At 45.6% G+C, this 17,742-nt stretch carries 11 protein-coding genes; 5 read left to right on the plus strand and 6 right to left on the minus strand.

Translation table 11 applies throughout. From position 1 onward, the window contains the following. Positions 1–60: 60 nt before the first annotated feature. From glgA to arcA, 3 genes are all read left to right on the plus strand, one after another. Complete coding sequence (gene glgA / locus ACHUFN_RS15685; protein WP_394223376.1) at positions 61–1,488, plus strand: glycogen synthase GlgA; 1,428 nt, start codon at positions 61–63, stop codon at positions 1,486–1,488. 104 nt (positions 1,489–1,592) lie between these two features. Further along, a complete protein-coding gene (locus ACHUFN_RS15690) occupies positions 1,593–3,239 on the plus strand; it encodes a HAMP domain-containing sensor histidine kinase (protein WP_394223377.1) in 1,647 nt (548 codons plus the stop codon). 154 nt (positions 3,240–3,393) lie between these two features. After that, on the plus strand, positions 3,394–4,101 hold the full coding sequence (arcA, locus tag ACHUFN_RS15695) for a two-component system response regulator ArcA (RefSeq protein WP_014996957.1): 708 nt from the start codon (positions 3,394–3,396) through the stop codon (positions 4,099–4,101). A 74-nt stretch (positions 4,102–4,175) separates the two neighbouring features. Here arcA and ACHUFN_RS15700 read toward each other — a convergent pair whose 3' ends face one another. Further along, on the minus strand, positions 4,176–7,346 hold the full coding sequence (locus ACHUFN_RS15700) for a beta-galactosidase (RefSeq protein ID WP_394223378.1): 3,171 nt from the start codon (positions 7,344–7,346) through the stop codon (positions 4,176–4,178). 104 nt (positions 7,347–7,450) lie between these two features. On the opposite strand from ACHUFN_RS15700, the gene ACHUFN_RS15705 reads away from it, so the two are divergent. After that, positions 7,451–8,305, plus strand: a complete 855-nt coding sequence (locus ACHUFN_RS15705; protein ID WP_394223379.1) for a helix-turn-helix transcriptional regulator — start codon at positions 7,451–7,453, stop codon at positions 8,303–8,305. Between the two features lie 85 nt (positions 8,306–8,390). On the opposite strand, the gene pmbA is transcribed toward ACHUFN_RS15705, so the two are convergent. After that, a complete protein-coding gene (gene pmbA, locus ACHUFN_RS15710; protein ID WP_394223380.1) occupies positions 8,391–9,722 on the minus strand; it encodes a metalloprotease PmbA in 1,332 nt (443 codons plus the stop codon). A gap of 72 nt (positions 9,723–9,794) precedes the next feature. Between pmbA and yjgA the strand changes: the two genes are divergently transcribed. Beyond that, positions 9,795–10,355 (plus strand): ribosome biogenesis factor YjgA, encoded by a 561-nt coding sequence (yjgA, locus tag ACHUFN_RS15715; RefSeq protein ID WP_394223381.1) that lies wholly within the window; start codon positions 9,795–9,797, stop codon positions 10,353–10,355. A gap of 125 nt (positions 10,356–10,480) precedes the next feature. On the opposite strand, the gene ACHUFN_RS15720 is transcribed toward yjgA, so the two are convergent. The 4 genes from ACHUFN_RS15720 to ACHUFN_RS15735 all read right to left on the minus strand — a co-directional run bounded on the left by ACHUFN_RS15720 (position 10,481) and on the right by ACHUFN_RS15735 (position 17,730). Further along, entirely contained in the window at positions 10,481–11,407 is a 927-nt protein-coding gene (locus tag ACHUFN_RS15720) for an acyl-CoA thioester hydrolase/BAAT C-terminal domain-containing protein (RefSeq protein WP_394223382.1), read from the minus strand. A gap of 81 nt (positions 11,408–11,488) precedes the next feature. Further along, complete coding sequence (gene tldD / locus ACHUFN_RS15725) at positions 11,489–12,931, minus strand: metalloprotease TldD (protein ID WP_394223383.1); 1,443 nt, start codon at positions 12,929–12,931, stop codon at positions 11,489–11,491. Then, positions 12,924–13,742 carry a carbon-nitrogen hydrolase family protein gene (locus ACHUFN_RS15730; protein ID WP_394223384.1) on the minus strand — a complete coding sequence of 273 codons (819 nt, stop codon included), beginning with the start codon at positions 13,740–13,742 and terminating at the stop codon, positions 12,924–12,926. Before ACHUFN_RS15730 ends, tldD begins: the two co-directional genes overlap by 8 nt. Beyond that, positions 13,735–17,730 carry a YhdP family protein gene (locus tag ACHUFN_RS15735; protein WP_394223385.1) on the minus strand — a complete coding sequence of 1,332 codons (3,996 nt, stop codon included), beginning with the start codon at positions 17,728–17,730 and terminating at the stop codon, positions 13,735–13,737. The genes ACHUFN_RS15730 and ACHUFN_RS15735 overlap by 8 nt, the downstream gene beginning before the upstream one ends. Between the last annotated feature and the right edge of the window lie 12 nt (positions 17,731–17,742).

Genomic DNA, 17,742 nt, shown 5'->3' on the forward strand with positions numbered 1-17,742 from the left:
TTCCGTACACTATATTAAGCATTACTAGTGCACTGCACGTTACGCTCTGGGAGATCACCTGTGAATATTGTATTTGCTATTTCAGAAGTTGAAGAGTTGGTAAAAACCGGCGGCCTTGCAGATGTGGGGAAAGCACTCCCACTCGCGCTACACGACTTGGGCGAGAACATCACTATTGTGATGCCCTATTATCAAGTGTTGGCACAGCAACTGAACCTCCCCGCTATAACTGAGAAACAAACGCTATTCACTGAAGGTCAGGTGTATCACTTTGAAATACGCTATTTGCAGTGGAACGACATCCCTATTTATTTTATAGATTCGCCTGAACATTTTATGCGTGATGGGCTCTACGCCAATGCATTTGAAGCTTACGAAGACAATGGTGAACGTTTCAGCTTTTTTAGCGGCGCAGTGCTACAGGCGTTAAAAGCCATAGATAAAAAGCCTGATGTTATTCATTGCCACGACTGGCATGCTGCCATGTTGCCGTTTTTGCTTACTCACGATAAATCTGGCTACTTTGCTAATACAAAAACCGTATTCACTATCCACAACGCGGCATTTCAAGGTGTACATAAGCTAGACTCTATACCTTTCTTGCGCCACCACCCAAGTATTCTGGCACAAGTACATGGCGGCTATATAAATATGCTTCAAAGTGGAATTGAGTTTGCCACTAAAGTCACAACGGTTAGCCCAAACTACGCCAGTGAATTACTTACCGATTTAGGCAGCCATGGGCTTCACGAGCGTCTTGTAAATCGCCAAGCTGATTTAAGCGGTATTCTCAATGGTTGTGATTACACCCAGTGGAACCCCGAAACAGACAAGTTTTTGCCAGAAAATTACAGCGTGGATAACCTTCACCCTAAAACCGTTTGTAAGCGCGCGTTACAAGAGAAGTCTGGGTTACCCGTTAATAACAATGTGCCAGTGATTGGTATGGTTTGCCGCCTAACCGAACAAAAAGGTTTTAGTTATATATTGCCAATTTTGGATGAACTAATTAAACACAATGTTCAAATGGTGATTGTAGGTACAGGCGATCCCAAAGTATGTATGGACTTAGGCGAATTTGCACAGCAACACCCTGACCAGTTTGCTTTTATTAACGGTTTTAGCTCTGAGCATGCTCATTTAGTTGAAGCCGGTGCTGACTTTTTCCTAATGCCATCTCAGTTTGAGCCTTGCGGCTTAAATCAAATGTACAGTTTAGCGTATGGCACAATACCAATAGTCCGCTCGGTTGGCGGCTTAAAAGATACGGTCATTGATTACAGCAATGACAAAGATGGCACAGGCTTTGTGTTTGGCGAGCCAACACCGTACGCCCTACTGTCGTGCATTCGACGTGCACTACTGGCGTTCTACGAGGATGCGGGAAAATTTAGAGCCATGCAGCAACGAGGAATGAGAACGCGATTTACGTGGGAAACAGCTGCTAAAAATTATCAGCAGTTGTACCTTTCAACCTTAAATAAGTAGACCAGGTTTACTTTAACTATTGTTTGTAGGCGCCTTTCCTTTTACATGATTTTGCGCCAATATTGTTAAATGGAAGACGCTGGTGGGCAGTGCGCAAAACGTTTATGACGGATAAAGCAGTTAAGCTTTCTATAAAGAGCCTATTTCTTTGGGTGGTAATGTCAATTGCCACCTTTTCGCTTGCGGTAATGTCTGGCCTTGCCGTGTATACACAAATAACAACTTACCGTAATAACCTCGAGTCAAATACACTCACATTGGCAAAACTGGTCGCCACTAGTTCAGCCAGGTATCTTTACGATGAAACGCCTGAACGAATAGAAATTGCATTAAGCAACCTTTCCGCTGCGGACCATGTTTTAAATGCGCATATCTACAAAGCGCAAAGCGATGACAACGAACCTCAAATATTTGCCTCATACAACAAAGAAGGCCAATTACTGTTAGGAGGCAAAGAAAACCAGCTAACGTCGCTGTTTTTGACGCCTCAATTGGCTGGCAACGGCGAATACCTTGAACTTAGCACCAAAGTTTTTGATAGAGAAACTAACATTCAATTAGGCTGGGTTTATTTAAGGGTATCTTCAAACAACTTCAACCAACTAGTAGGTAAGTCAGTTTGGTTAAATTTAGCGTTTGCATTAGCACTTCTAGCCATTAGTTTTTTTTGTGCAGTAAGAATGCAGCGCATTGTAACTGGCCCATTTGAAAAAATAGCAAGCTTTTTACAGCGTACCTCAAGACAACGCGACTACTCAGCGCGTGCCAGCGGCTCTAGTATTCGCGAACTGGATATTCTTGCCGACGCTGTGAATGTAATGCTGCATCGAATGCAAGAGTACATGCAAAAGCAAAGGCAAGCTGAAGAGCAGCACAGAAAACTCAATGCCAGCTTGGAAGAAATGGTAAGCCACCGTACCACCGCACTTAAAGATGCGAACCAAGAGCTTATTCAAACATTGGAAAAACTGCATCAGTTCCAGCGCCAAATTGTACAAAATGAAAAAATGGCGTCTTTAGGTGACATGGTTGCGGGCGTGGCCCATGAGGTAAATACGCCTATTGGTTTAGGTGTAACCGCCTCAACGATGATGTTAGATAGACTGGCTGTAATTCAAAAAGATTTTGAAAACAAAACGTTGAAAGCCAGCGCAATGAAGCGTTTTTTGGATGAAAGTAACGAAAATCTAAACATTATTTACCGTAATTTGAACAGGGCAGCCGAACTTATTAGTAGTTTTAAGCAAGTTGCAGTAGATCAAACCTCAGAATCTAGCCGAAGTTTTTGCGTTGTACAGCTAGTTAATGAGATACTACTGTCATTGCAGCCTCGACTAAAAAAATTAAAACACAACATCAACGTAGATTGCGACCCTACCCTTAGCGTTGAAACGAAGGCTGGCCCAATAAATCAAATCTTGATTAACTTAATCATGAATTCGGTTATCCATGGGTTTGAAACCATGGAAGAAGGTACGATTGATATTCGTGCCGAATTGGTTAGTAGCAATAAGCTCAAGCTTGTTTATACCGACAACGGAAAAGGTATTCCTCCAGAAATTCGCAAGCGAATATTCGACCCTTTTGTTACCACAAAACGTGGGCAAGGTGGCTCTGGACTTGGAATGCACTTGGTATACAACCTAGTAACGCAAGCCCTCAACGGTTCAATATCAATAACTAGCGAGGAAGGCAACGGTGTGGAGTTTGTAATTATCTTCCCCGTGGATAATGCGAAAACGTCGGAATAGTTGTATAAAGTATGAACTTTTCTTGATTTTTATTGGCTAACCCCAATACCTTTACAGTAAGAATATTCACAAGTTGCTTGCAATCAAGTGCATGAATATTAAAATTTAACCAGTAAGTTGCTTAAATCGTATTTTAGAAAGAGTGTAAAACACCATGCAAACGCCAAATGTGTTAATTGTTGAAGATGAAGTGGTAACCCGTACCACGCTTAAGAGTTTGTTTGAAGCGGAAGGGTATAATGTGTTTGAGGCCGAAAATGGTGATCAAATGCATGATTTCTTCGAGAATCACGCGATCAATTTGGTTATCATGGATATCAATCTTCCGGGTAAAAATGGCCTAATTTTGGCGCGTGAAGTACGCGACCGTAAAAATGTAGGTCTTATTTTCTTAACGGGTCGTGATAACGACGTTGACCGTATTCTAGGTCTTGAAATTGGCGCAGACGATTATTTGACCAAGCCTTTCAACCCTCGTGAACTTACTATTCGCGCACGCAACTTACTGTCTCGTACTACTAACTCTTCTGAAGATGACGATTTACCAAGCCGTGTAAGCTTTAACGGTTGGACACTTGACGGTGATAGCCGCTCACTGATTTCGCCTAATGGTAAAGAATTCCGTTTGCCGCGTAGTGAATTCCGTGCCCTTCACTTGTTCCTTAGCAACCCGGGTAAAATTCTTACCCGCGAACAGCTAATTATGGAAATGACTGGCCGTGAACTTCGTCCGAACGACCGTACAGTAGACGTAACTATTCGTCGTATTCGTAAGCACTTCGAATCAGATCCTACAGATGAAGAGTTGATTGTAACTATTCACGGTGAAGGTTACCGCTTCTGTGGTCAGGTTGACGGCTAAGACCCAATCTGAATAAGTATTGAATTAATAAAAAGCCGCTACTGTGTAGCGGCTTTTTTGTGCATGCTAATCCATTATTGAAGGCTCAGCGTCAACGTATAACGGTAGTACTTCTGTTCTAACAAAAAGGCTTTGTGTGTACTAGGGCTCCACGAGTCATCGCCACCTACCCCCATGTGAGCGTGATCAATATACACAAATACACTGTCTTGCGGTGTTAAGTCACAGGTATGCTTCGCATTATCTAGCTGCGCTTGGCCGTATTCGCTTACGCTGAAGTGAAACTGCCCGGCAACGTTAAGCCTGCCAACGGCAAGCTGAGTACAGTCACACCGCAAACCATTGTCTGTAGGGAATATGTAGCGCGTTTGCATATCGGTAATTGGCAATGAGTAGTGCCCAAAGCGCGCTGCGGCTTTTCTATCGGGATAGTTCTCAAACGGTCCCAAACCTTGCCATTCAACATTCATCAACGCTGTATTTTGCTCTGGTTTCTGTGCAGAGTTTATCGCTTGCTGGCTTGGCAACGTTTCAGCAACAGGCGCAGGCACCGCAGTTTGTAAACCAATGCGCGGCATAGGCGGTAAGCTATCATCTAACAGCACCTCTACATCTACAGTTAGCTCTGCAAACGCATTAATGGTGTATACCCATTTAGTTGCAGCTACCAGTTTGTCTTCAAAGTGATACTCAAATAACGATGTTATACGTACGTCACCTGAGCTTTCAGCTACCTCTACGCTTGTACACGTGCGCTCCCAATTGCCTATTCCTGCGCGGCGCCAGCGCGACTCCCATGCATTCGGGTCTGGGTTATCCACTTCGCTTACCCCAATATCATTATCAAGGGGCGCTCTGAAGAAATTATCTTCAAGGGGCGCGCTAAGGGTTTCTTCTTCGCCGTTGCGCCACGAGGTTAATAGGCCTGTTTCTCGATTGATACGAAACGCTTGGTCTTGAACGTTTACGACTAGCTCAGCCTCTGTTTTCTTAAGCTTTATTTCAGATACAAGGTCGCCATTTGCTCGTTCAGTGTTGGAGGAAAACGTCACAATACCGCTTCTATTGGTCAGCCCTAACTGTGCGGTGTCTGTGACATGCCCTGCTTCCGCCCACGGACAATCATTTGCCAATACCACATCAATGTTTACGTGATACGTTGCGCCCGGAATGAATGTAAACTCAGGGTTTAGCGTAAGCGTTTGGGTTTGCTGTGGCGCTATGTCAATTGAGCATTCACCTTCAGCAACCGCGGTACCGTTTTCTAGTACTTGCCAGCGCAACAGCTCGTTATCGGTGTGCCTAAATAGATAGTCGCTTAGAATGGAAAGGCGCAGCGTGCCGTCTTTTTCAATTAGCGAAAAACTTAAGTGTTGCTGACAATATTTTGCCTCAAATAAATGCGGGTGAGGCGTTCTATCTGGGAACAACAAACCATTAATACAAAACTGCCTGTCGTTGTCGGTATCACCAAAGTCACCACCGTAAGCCCAGTAGGCTTCGCCGTTATCTGTATGCTTAGTTAGCCCTTGGTCAACCCAATCCCAAATAAAGCCACCTTGAAGACGAGGGTACGCTTTAAATGCTTTCCAGTATTCATCAAAGCTGCCCAAACTATTTCCCATTGCATGGGCATATTCACACAAAATAATCGGGCGATGCTCTCCTGGCATAGATAACCACTTCTTAATCGCCCATTTAGGCACAGCGTCATCTTTTACGTCGGTATCAACTCGCGCATACATGGGTGCGATAATATCAGTGGCGGTAGTATCTGCACCGCCCCCTTCGTACTGAACAGGACGTGAAGAGTCAAAGGATTTCGCCCAGCCGTACATGGCATCATGGGTTGGACCATGGCCACACTCATTACCTAACGACCAGATGATAATGCTAGGGTGATTTTTATCGCGTTCAACCATTTGCGTAAAACGCGCCATGTAAGCGCCAGCCCACAGCGGGTCGCGAGACAGCCTTCCCATGGGGAACATACCATGGGTTTCAATGTTAGCTTCGTCTACCACATAAAGCCCATATTCATCACAAAGCTCATACCATCTTGGATGATTAGGATAGTGTGCAGTACGCACCGCATTAAAGTTGTTCTGCTTTAACAACTTAATGTCTTCAAGCATGTCAGCTTCATTTATAGCATGGCCTTTTGTTTGGTGGTGCTCATGACGGTTTACACCGCGAATAAGCACCGCTTTGCCATTTACCAACAACTGACCGTTGTTCATTTCAACATTTCTAAAGCCAACACTATGGGCTTCAAAGTCTACTGCATTGCCGCTCTCATCAATCAGTGACACCACAATGCGGTACAAATAAGGCGTTTCGGCAGTCCAGTGCTTGGGCTCTTTAACATGTAATGTCTGAAAAACCACATCATCCCAGCCGCCCTTTTCATCAATACGCTTGTTATTAGTACCTGTAACGACTTGCTCTGTAACAGCCATATCACCATCGAAAAGCTGGATGCCCACTTTATGAGTAGAAGGTGCATTAATAGCACTGCGCACTGATACCGTTGCATCGCGATAGCATGCATCAAGGTTTGGCGTTACGAACACATCTTGAATGTGGTGTTGGGGTTTAGTCACTAAGTTAACATCGCGGAAAATACCGCTTAGCCACCACATGTCCTGATCTTCTAAATAGCTGCCATCAGACCACCTGATCACCATGACCGCCAAGCGGTTTTCACCTTCAATAAGTAAGTGCGACAAATCAAACTCGGCAGGTAAACGGCTGTCTTGCGAATAGCCGACGTATGCACCATTACACCACAAGTGAAACGCGCTGTTCACACCTTCAAACACAATATGGTTACGCTGTTTTAACTGTGTTTTAGTTACCGTAAACGTAGTGCGATAGCACCCTGTTGGGTTTTCATGAGGCACAACAGGTGGGTTAACCGCAAAAGGATATTTAACATTGCAATAAATGGGTTTGTCGTAGCCTTGTAGCTGCCAGTTTGAGGGCACGGTAATAGGCTGCCATTGGTCTGACTCTGCCTTATCTAGCGTTGCAGAAAGCAAGCTTTCGGGTACTTGGTTTGGCGCGTTGAATAAACGAAAGTCCCACTCACCGTTTAAACTGCGCTTTTGCGCATTGGTGTTGTGCAGGGCATCTTCTAACGATGCATATCCGTGGTGTGGACTGTGAGCATTAATACGATTTCGCTGAAACACGACCGGGTTTTGCCAATCGTTTTGGGCCACTATTTGCGCAACGCTTTGCATGTCATATCCTTTACGGTTTAGATAAATGCAATATAGCTAACTTTTCACAAATCCATTATGCTCTAATCTTTCATCTATTTATCCAAAACTATCACTTTACCTTTATGCCAGCCGCCTTCAATGACATCGTAGATATTGGCCCCAGCTGCTTTGAACGCTTTATTGATAGCAGCAACGCGCCACAAATAAGCGATATAGATATTGAGCTTGCTGGATGCTCTAATTTATCAGGCAACTACACAGTTGGTCGCGTAACACCGCCGAATCACACGCTGTTTTACAGCATTAATGGGGTTGGAAAGTTCCGCATGCCCACAGGCGAACTGCCTTTACAGGAAGGCCAGCTTATTGTGTTGCCTGCAAACCAAAGCTTTGAGGTGAGTATAGTTAGCAGCCAGTGGGATATTATTTGGCTCAATTTGTCTAACGCTGAGCGATGGAAAGCATTTAAGAAAAACCACGCCGTTATTGTTGATAACGCAAAACTGGAAGGGCTGCATCATGCTATGGAGCTGCTATATCTAGAGCGCGATGCCGATAACAGAAATGCTGCAATGCAGGTGGTGACTAGGTATTTACAACGTATTGTAGAAACATCAACGGGTGGGCCGCAGGTACAAGACGATAAACAAGCTCGCCAACTTAATAGACTGCACAACTTGTTTTCTGCTGTAGATAAGCAGCTGCAATTTGACTGGGATATGCAAAGCTTAAGTGAGAAAGCCCATTATTCGGCGCCTCACTTGCACCGCTTGTGCCTGCAGTTGTTCGGGCGAAGCCCCAAGCAACACGTTATTCACTTGCGCATGGCACGAGCCAAAAGTTTACTGTTAAGTACTCGGTGGCCCGTTGCTTATATCGCAAATTACGTGGGTTATGCGAATGTGTTTACGTTTTCGAAGCGCTTCAAAAAATCTACGGGAGTTTCACCCACTGAATTCCGCCTAGGCAATAAGTGAAAACCATCAACATGAGTGTGCCTTGCCTCTGTCGCATTTAACGTGCAGCTATAAGTGCAACTAAAGAAGCAGGAGCTAGCGTTTATCAGCTACCTGCTATTTTCATTTGGTCAATGAGCACAGAGCCAGTCTGCACGCTACCGCGCACATCTTTTTGCGCACCAATGGCCACAATGCCTTTAAACATATCTTTTAAATTACCCGCAATGGTTACTTCATGTACTGGGTATTGAATGATGCCATTTTCAACCCAGAAGCCTGCCGCTCCGCGCGAATAATCACCGGTTACGCCGTTAACCCCTTGACCCATTAGCTCGGTTACAAACAGCCCGGTGCCCATTTCTTTTAAAAGCTCAGCGTCGCTATGACCCGTATCGCCTACTAGCCAATTGTGAATGCCACCTGCGTGACCGTTTGAACGGGTATTAAGCTTGCGCGAAGAATAAGTGGTGTAAAGGTATGTGGCCAATTTACCTGCATCTACAATGGTCATGTCTGAACAGGCTACGCCTTCGTTATCGAAGCTTGAACTAGCAAGACCACCTTTGATAAACGGGCGCTCTTCGATATTAAGCCAGTCAGGGAATACCTGTTTGCCCAAGCTATCCAGTAAGAAGCTTGAACGACGATACAAACTGCCGCCACTGATGGCGCCAACGTAATGACCAAACAAGCTTGACGCTATATCGCGATGTAACACGACTGGCACATTGGCCGTATTAATTTTGCGGGCACCTAAGCGGTCTACTGTAGCTTTTGCCGCTTCCTCACCTACAGAGCTTGCTGATTGCAGCAATGAGGCATTTCGACTTACCGTGTACGCATAATCGCGCTGCATATCGTCATCTTGTGCGCCAATCACCATACAGCTTAGTGAATAACGGCTGCTTGGATAGCCCGCATTTATGCCGTGAGTATTACCATACACACGCATGCCTAAATTCGCGTTATATGAGGCGCCGTCTGAGTTGGTAATGCGCGAGTCATAATTCATCGCCGCTGTTTCAGCCTCGATTGCCGTTTTAATGGCTTTTTCTGTATCAAGCTCTTCAGGGTGATACAGATCTAAATCGGGAAATTCAGTGGCAATAAGGTCGGCATCGGCTAGACCTGTGCAAGGATCTTCACTGGTATAGCGTGCAATATCCACGGCTTTTTCTACTGCGAGCGTTAATGCCGCTTTGCTTAAATCTGCGGTAGACGCACTGCCCTTTCGCTTACCTACATAAACGCTAATACCCAAACCACCATCGTTAGTAAACTCAACGTTTTCAACTTCTTGCATACGTGAAGATACGGCAATGCCCTGCACTTTAGACATGCTGGCTTCGGCTTGTGTTGCGCCTTTAGAAAGGGCTAATTTCAGTACATCATCTACGACATTTTGTATGTCGGCTAACTGCTGCTCAATTTGCATAGTAAGTTTCGCTGTCTTAATTCGACTGTGATAGTTACAATTTAGCTAAAGTGTAACACTAATGAGTTTGAAATGAGTGATCAGAAATACAATTCTCCTGAAGATCCTTACTTCGAAGATGCGCAAGCAGATGAGTTCGAAGAAGAAGAGTTAATCAGTAAAACTGAGCTAAAGCGTCAAGCCAAAGAGCTTCACAAACTAGGTGAAACGTTGGTTAACTTAACCGATGCTCACATAGCAACGATCCCGATGGATGAAGAGCTTGCTGACGCCGTTGCTATTGCGCGCAAGGTGAATAAGAAAAAAGACGGCTACCGCCGCCAGCTGCAGTTTATTGGAAAGGTTTTACGCCAACGTGATACTGCGCCTATTGAAGAAGCGCTAGCAAAAATTACTCACCAACACCAAGCCAGTAATGCTGCATTTCATGCATTGGAGAAAGCGCGCGAGGCCGTAATTGAACAAGGCGACCCCGCCATTCAAAAGCTTATCGAAGCGCACCCTGAGTTAGACCGCCAAAAGCTTCGCCAATTTCACCGCCAAATTAAAAAAGAGCGTGAAAAAAATGCACCGCCTAAAGCGTTCAGAGAGCTGTTTCAGTACTTAAAAGACGTCATGCTTGATGACGAATAAGGCGCATTTTCTGAAATGAATATGCATGGCTTCCAAGAAATGGAAGCCTGCTGTTTTGACTTATCTAGCGTAGTACAAACAGGAAGATACGAGAACACCTAATTCAACGCAGCGTTACGATGCTTCTACGCCTTTTTTTCGTTGGTTTCACTTTGGCAAGTAGTCTTAAAATGTTTATTTAAGAAGGCTATCGCACGATCATGGTAGTCGCTTTGGGGCGTAAAGTGATTACCGCCAGGTGCCACAATATGTTCGTACGGGTAAGCAAATTTGTTTTCCTTAAGCCGCTTTATGACTTTGTCTGACATTTCTGCAGACGGCCAAACATGATCGTTTTCACCAGATACTAGCAGCACTGCCCCCTTTATATTCTCAACGCGAATGGCTGCATTTGCTGCTTCCTGTGCGCCTTGTTCAAGGGCAATATTATGTGCTTCGCGGAAATCTCCGGTAAGCATGCTAGGAATAGCGCCATTTGGTATCTGAACAAAGGGGATGTCACGACCATTGTGCTGAAACGAAGCGGTAGACGCTCCTGTCCTGAAAGAGGGGCTTGCAAAAGAAACATGGCTACCAGCGAAGGCAACAGCACCGTTGATGTCAGGATATAATGATGCAAGCAGCAAAGCCAACTCAGCCCCCTTAGAACCTCCCATTACAGCAACACACTGAGAGTTAATAAAGGGCAATTGCTGGGCCTCTGTTACTTTCTCGTAAATTGCATCTAGCGATATACGATCAAGTTCTTCGGGCAAACCTGGCATCTTGAAATACCCTACCGCGAGAACAGCGTAGCCCGCATCTAAATACTGGTTTCGTTCAGATACATTAGATGGCTTTGTCATGCTGTTGCCACCCTCGCTGCCGCCAAAATAAACAAGAAGAGGGCGTGTTTGTGACTTGTCCGTGAAAAGGGCAGTGTCTACATTGCCATAGTTTTCGATGGGCTTCGTGCTGTCAAAAGAAAGCTGAACAAAGAGAGCGTATCCTACAGCTGAGGCCACTAAAACCAGTACTGCGATAGCCATCCATTTTAATACACTAATAAACATTGATAATTCCCTTTATCTAGAACAAAACACGAAGCACAGTACTGACTTGCATTGGCGCAAGCCAGTGGCATTGTACAATTGTTAGGCGGTTCCGCCTACCGTTAGTTCATCTATTTTAAGCGTTGGCTGACCTACACCAACCGGCACGCTTTGTCCGTCTTTTCCACACACACCAACGCCCTTATCAAGCGCAGTATCGTTGCCTATCATTGAAATTTTCTGCATAACTTCTGGGCCGTTACCAATTAAGGTTGCCCCTTTCACAGGTGCGGTAATTTTACCGTTTTCAATTAGGTAAGCTTCAGCGCTAGAGAACACGAATTTACCCGATGTAATATCCACCTGCCCACCAGCAAAGTTCGGCGCATAAATGCCTTTTTCTATTGAGGCAATAATTTCTTTCGGGTCATACTGGCCTTCCAGCATATAGGTGTTCGTCATACGAGGCATAGGAAGGTGCGCGTAAGACTCTCGACGACCATTACCTGTAGGCGCTACGCCCATTAGCTTGGCGTTGTGCTTATCTTGCATGTAACCTTTTAAAATACCGTCTTCAATAAGTACGTTATGCGCTGTGGGTGTGCCCTCATCATCTACTGATAACGAGCCTCGGCGGTCGTGTAATGTACCGTCATCGACAACAGTAACCCCTTTGGCCGCGACACGCTGACCAATACGACCACTGAACGTTGATGCACCTTTACGGTTGAAGTCACCCTCAAGACCGTGACCTACCGCTTCGTGAAGCAACACGCCAGGCCAGCCGTTGCCTAATACTACAGGCATAGCACCAGCAGGTGATGCCACAGCCTGCATATTTACACGTGCCATGTGCAGAGCATCTTCTGCCAAGGTTTCGTAATAAGGCTTGCCGTTTTCGTCTTGCTTAAAGAACGAGTAAGCGTAGCGACCACCAGCGCCAGCGGACCCGCGCTCGCGCCTGTCGCCTTCTTCCAGCAATACCGAACAGTTAAGACGTACCAGCGGGCGAATATCAGTTGCTAAAGTACCGTCGCTGCCTGCTACTAAAATCTCTTCATAAACGCCGCTTAAGCTTACCACTACTTGGTTTGCCGACGGTTCCTGCTTGCGAATGTAGGCGTCTACGGCTTTAAGTAGAGAAATTTTCTCTGCATCTTGCATGGCAAGAATTGGATTGTTTTCGCTGTAGCGCGCCTCAACAGGCTTTTGACCCAATGCTGCAACTTGCTGCTTACCACCGCTTGGCGCAATACCGCGAGCTGCTTTACACGCTTTTGTGAGAGCTTCTTCGCTTATTTCATCTGAATAAGCAAACCCAGTTTTTTCACCGCTAATTGCACGAACGCCTACACCGCGCTCAATGTTATAGCTACCTTCTTTGATGATACCGTCTTCCAGTACCCAACTCTCATGTTGGCTAGACTGAAAATATAAATCGGCATAGTCGGTTTCGTGGTGGTGAATAGTCGCTAAAGCACGCTCTAGCTTAGTAATATCTAGCCCTGAGTCAGATAATAAATGACGCTCAACAGATTTAGACAAAGTGACTCCTGAATCGGTTATGTTCGGCAACCGGCATATTCTGTTTTATGGTTTCTCGTTCTGCAACATCTACGCTTGCAGAAACAAACCCAGTGTCGGTTTTTCGTTCGGCAAGGGTCTCGCCCCATGGCGACAGCACAATGCTGTGACCGTAAGTTTCTCGGCCGTTTGCATGCACGCCACTTTGATTTGCAGCTACGACAAAGCACTGCTTTTCAATGGCTCTCGCTTGCAACAAGGCATGCCAATGTGCCTCTCCTGTGCGCTGGGTGAAGGCCGCCGGCAATACTAAAATATCGATGTCACCCATTGCAGTGAACAACCCTGGAAAGCGGACATCATAGCACACCGCAAGCCCAATGTTGCCTATTGGTGTTCGAACAGTGACCACTTCGCTTCCCGCTTCTGTTGTGGCCGACTCTCGATAACTCCCCGTATTGTCGTTTACCGATACATCAAACATATGAATTTTTCGGTAATCAGCTAACACCTGGCCATTTGGCCCGAACAACATGCAGGCCGCAGAAAATTTCTCAGAGTTCGCTGTTTTTACAGGAAACGTTCCCGACACAAGATAGCATCGATATTGCTCAGCCAACGCTGACAAACGGCGCTGAATAATGCCCTCGCCTTTTATCTCGGCAACGGCTAATTGCCCTTTATCTTTTCCACCAAAGCAGGCGAAACACTCGGGTAGAACAACCACACTATTTTGTTCAATGTTAGTTGACGCCATCTGTTTGGCCACGGTATCGAGATTTTCTATCACGTTTGGTGTAGACGTCATTTGTAACGCAACTAAGTTAACCATCAATCACCTCCATTTTAAGCCTGCGCAGGTCGTCTTCCGTTAATGGCCTGTCTTGCGGGTTGGCTGGTACAGGCGCATTCTGTGCAGGTAAGCTGATATCTTTACTATTGCGTTCAACTTCGTCGAACTTAGGATCTTTTATGGTGCCCGTCACGCGATAGTTCACATTTGAAATAACTTTCGCCGAGGTTAGCACTTGGTCAATTGCTAGCGCGGCGAGCGCTGTCGGTGGCGTAGCCAAGAAATACACTAAAAACGGTAAATTGCCCGTTACATTAGGCGCAAATGACACGTTGTAATTTAGAGCGCCGGTGTTAAGGTCGGTAAAACCGATAATTTCTATTTCACCCGCACCACCGTCTATTTCAGTGTCGTCAGTATAAGCTTTACCGTTTACAATATTCAGCGTGCCGCCCATGTCGTCGTAGAAGAAGCCTTTGGCAAATACATCGCGAAAATCGAGGCTCAGCTTTCTTACCAGCGAGTTCAAACTAAACAGGGTAAAGATGCGTGAGCCTTTATCACTAAGCTCGGTAAGATAACCATCAGACAGCGACCATTGTACGTTGCCATTTAGCGCCTCAAATCCAAAATCCATCGGCGCATTAGGCCAGTGGATATCGAACTTCACATTAGCACTTGAATCTTTTATGCCCGACTGAACGCCATACTCTTTCAACATTTGCCCAACGTCTGGCGAGGTTAGCGTTCCGTTCAATGAACTTTGAACGTTACCCCCTATGTGTTTCCAATAACCGCTTGCAGTAATGTTGGTTTCATCAGACTTCACTAAAAGCTGACGTATAGTTAAACCGTTGTCCTCTTTTGCAATATCAAGCGTAATCTCGCCTAAATCAATACCGTGCACGCCACAAGAGTGACAGTAAAAATAGATAGGAGGTAGCGTGTTGGGGTCGATGTTAAACGGTGAATCGCTCTCTTGCGCCACTTCCGCTTTATTTTCAGCGGTGCCTTCATCTGTGTTTTGGGAAGCCTTGTTAGCAGATAGCATTTCAACAGGTTTATCTAACAAAAGATAATCTGCGTTAATATCGATACCTTGCTGCTCTAAATCACTATTGATGCGAATGGTTGCCCTTGCCTGCGGTGACGCTAATTCTAAAATCCAATCCTTATTGCGCTCTGTCGCGTTTAGTTCTGCGTTCTTGATACTGTGACCCGCGAAATTAAGCTGGGCAGCTTTCGCGAAAATCCGCGACGGCGTGCCAAACAAATCCTCGCGCTTAGCGTCCTGTTCTTTGGGCAGAGCGTTAGCTACCTCTTTATTTGGCCCCTCACTCTCTTTTTCGCCTTTTCCAGAAAGTAACATATTGATGGTGCTAAACCATTCCTGTACGTCTGCTTCGGCTAAATTCGCACTGATACTAAAGCCAGTACCAATATTTCTAATATCGCTATCACCTAATGCTAAGTGGGCACGAGAAAACTGCATTTCTTTGTGCGGTAATATGCCGTCAAAGCGAATATCACCACCTAGCGTCGCCTCTACACTCGACGCTTTATTGTCGCCTTTGCTCGTTATGCTTAAGGGTAAACTATTGCCTACAGACGTTGTAAAAGGCGCTGGCAAAATGCTTTGCGTCGCCGTTAAGTCAGCCGTTAAGTTAGCACTATAAGAAAAGCCATTGTTAGATAGCACAAGGTCTACCTCGGTTTTCCAATTGCTCTCACCGTCAATATAGTTGGTCAGGTCGGTATTGACATAATTAGCTAACGGGTGCACGTGCCAGCGGCCACCTAACGAAACGTTTAAGTCATAGGTTTTGTTTTGTCTGCCCGATAAAGATAGTTGTACTGGCTGCTTTAAAAAACGCGCGTTGAGGCCTTTGGCATCAATATCTCCGTTGACAAAAGACACGTCTCCCGAGGCGTTATCAAAAAGCATATTGGTGGTTGTAACATAAACGGGGTTATTCGATAAATGCGCGGTGCCCGATGCCACAACATCTTTGCCCTTGAAAGGAATATCAAGCTTTATATCGGCAGAAAGCGGGCCGCTAACTTGCACACTCTCATTAAGCACTTTACCCAACGAGTTTTTCAGTGACGAGTCCATCATTAATGCAGTAAGCGAGTCGCCTGTTCCCGCACCATTAGCGTAAATTAATAGGCGCGCGTCAGGGCTAAAGCTTGGGATCGCCGCTGACATGTCACTTATTTTCACATCTGCCAATGTTGCGCTTGGGCTCTCCATTACCAATGCATCATTCACAAAATACAAAGACAGGTCTAGGTCATTAAGTGCAGGCCAATCTGGAGAGAAAAGAAAGTCGCCTTGTTTAATACTGACGTTGGCTTGAAAAATACCCGTATTATCGTCAAACGGAAAGTCACCAGTGCGTCCGTGCCATAGTATGCGCGCATTCTCAATTTCGCCTTTTCCGGTAAACGCACGCGTTAAATATTTGTCGGTATTTGCACCCATCAAGTTTTTAGGAAACAGGTTGCTAACCTCGTTGAGCGCTAACGGGCTAATATCGGCATATAACGACATAAACCCCGTTGCGGTATTGAGCTTAAACTGAGGCTCAAGAGTAACGGTGTCGCTATCAAAGAGCATGTTGTGCCCTTTTACTAACCATTCTTGACTACCGTTACTGCCAGTTTCTGGATAAATGTAAAACTGGCTTTTAAATGTATCGACATTGATGTCTTTTTTAATGACACCTGCGGCGCTTAATAAACTATCTGTGCTTTGAAGGTACACCGCGCCGTTATTTTTATACCAAAACAGATCGGCGTCGAGGGATGAAAGCCCAGGTACTTTGTCGGTTTTGTCCCATTGTAAATCTAGAACTTTCGCGGCCAATGAAGGTTGACCGTTGTGCCATTGTACTTGCAGTGTGGCCAACTCGCCCTTGGGATTTAAACCGCGAATTCCGTCTTCACTGGTGTCGTCCATGAACAGCGGTAGCAGCATTAAGAATGGGTTTATTTGCACGGGTTTCACCGTGTTTATCAGTGCATCGCCATTATTGCTGATGCTACCAATAAGGTCAGTAGTCAGGGTTTCATCATTAGAATTTACCACTAGCTGGTCTACTCTGACATTCCAGCCACCGCGCTTATTGTCATGATTAGGCAGCGCTTGAAGACTGCCGCCGCTAATTCCCGTTACCGTTTTTACGCGGCCACTCCCCCACTGTAACAAGCTGTCATCCAGCTCGGCTTGTACACTGGTAACTTCACTGTTTGTAAAGTTCGCCCACACCTCAAAGTTTGCTCGGCTCATGGCTAAAGGGCGCTTTGTTTTAATAAGGTCGCTCACCCAAGGCGAGATATCCAGCTCTTCGGCTTTGGCGTAAAACACCCCTTCAAAGTCTTCCCGCGTTCCGGTGATATCAATAATAAACGACGCCGAATTAGCAGCTAAATCGGCAACTTTGAGCTGCCCTAAACCTTGGTGGCGCTCATCAAGGTTGTTCCAAGATAAGCCCTGAATATCGAATGATTGGGTTTCTTTAAGGTGTGTAATTGACACCACGCCATCTTCTAACGAGAAGCTTTGTAATTGCTCAAGAAAAAGGCGCTCTAAGGCGTTAACTACAGGAAAGTCATTTTTGCCGCCACCCGATAGGCGATCGGCATCAATATCAAGGTGAAGACCGCGTAACTCGAAGCGTCGAGAGGAGATTAGCCGATGGCGAATGGACTGCCAAAAGTCTAGCTCAACGTAAATTTGACCAATATCCAGCGCAACAGGCGATGCCTCGTCTTTTGCAAGCGATACTGAGTTAAGCACAATGCTTGGGCCGCTGCGCTGCCAGACGGCATGCACACTGTTAATCGAGAGATTTACCCCGTACTGCTCATTAATATAGTTTTCCAACAGATGTTTGTTGTGCTCAATATGCGGCAGAGCATAGCGTGCAGCGCTTAAAACCAGCGCGAAAAGTACAAGCAATACGGCAAGTAGCAGCCAAAACTTCTTAAGCAAATAAGCGGCTACCGACGAAAAATTTGTCACATTTTGCCTTTG

The sequence above is a fragment of the Alteromonas gracilis genome, from assembly GCF_043642145.1.
GTDB lineage: Bacteria > Pseudomonadota > Gammaproteobacteria > Enterobacterales > Alteromonadaceae > Alteromonas > Alteromonas gracilis_B.

Bases quoted from the DNA above. Each gene is read 5' to 3' on its own strand.
- pmbA (WP_394223380.1), bottom strand. From the start codon at position 9,722: ATGCAAATTGAGCAGCAGTTAGCCGACATACAAAATGTCGTAGATGAT.
- ACHUFN_RS15700 (WP_394223378.1), bottom strand. From the start codon at position 7,346: ATGCAAAGCGTTGCGCAAATAGTGGCCCAAAACGATTGGCAAAACCCG.
- ACHUFN_RS15690 (WP_394223377.1), top strand. From the start codon at position 1,593: ATGACGGATAAAGCAGTTAAGCTTTCTATAAAGAGCCTATTTCTTTGG.
- arcA (WP_014996957.1), top strand. From the start codon at position 3,394: ATGCAAACGCCAAATGTGTTAATTGTTGAAGATGAAGTGGTAACCCGT.
- ACHUFN_RS15730 (WP_394223384.1), bottom strand. From the start codon at position 13,742: ATGGTTAACTTAGTTGCGTTACAAATGACGTCTACACCAAACGTGATA.
- ACHUFN_RS15720 (WP_394223382.1), bottom strand. From the start codon at position 11,407: ATGTTTATTAGTGTATTAAAATGGATGGCTATCGCAGTACTGGTTTTA.
- ACHUFN_RS15705 (WP_394223379.1), top strand. From the start codon at position 7,451: ATGCCAGCCGCCTTCAATGACATCGTAGATATTGGCCCCAGCTGCTTT.
- yjgA (WP_394223381.1), top strand. From the start codon at position 9,795: ATGAGTGATCAGAAATACAATTCTCCTGAAGATCCTTACTTCGAAGAT.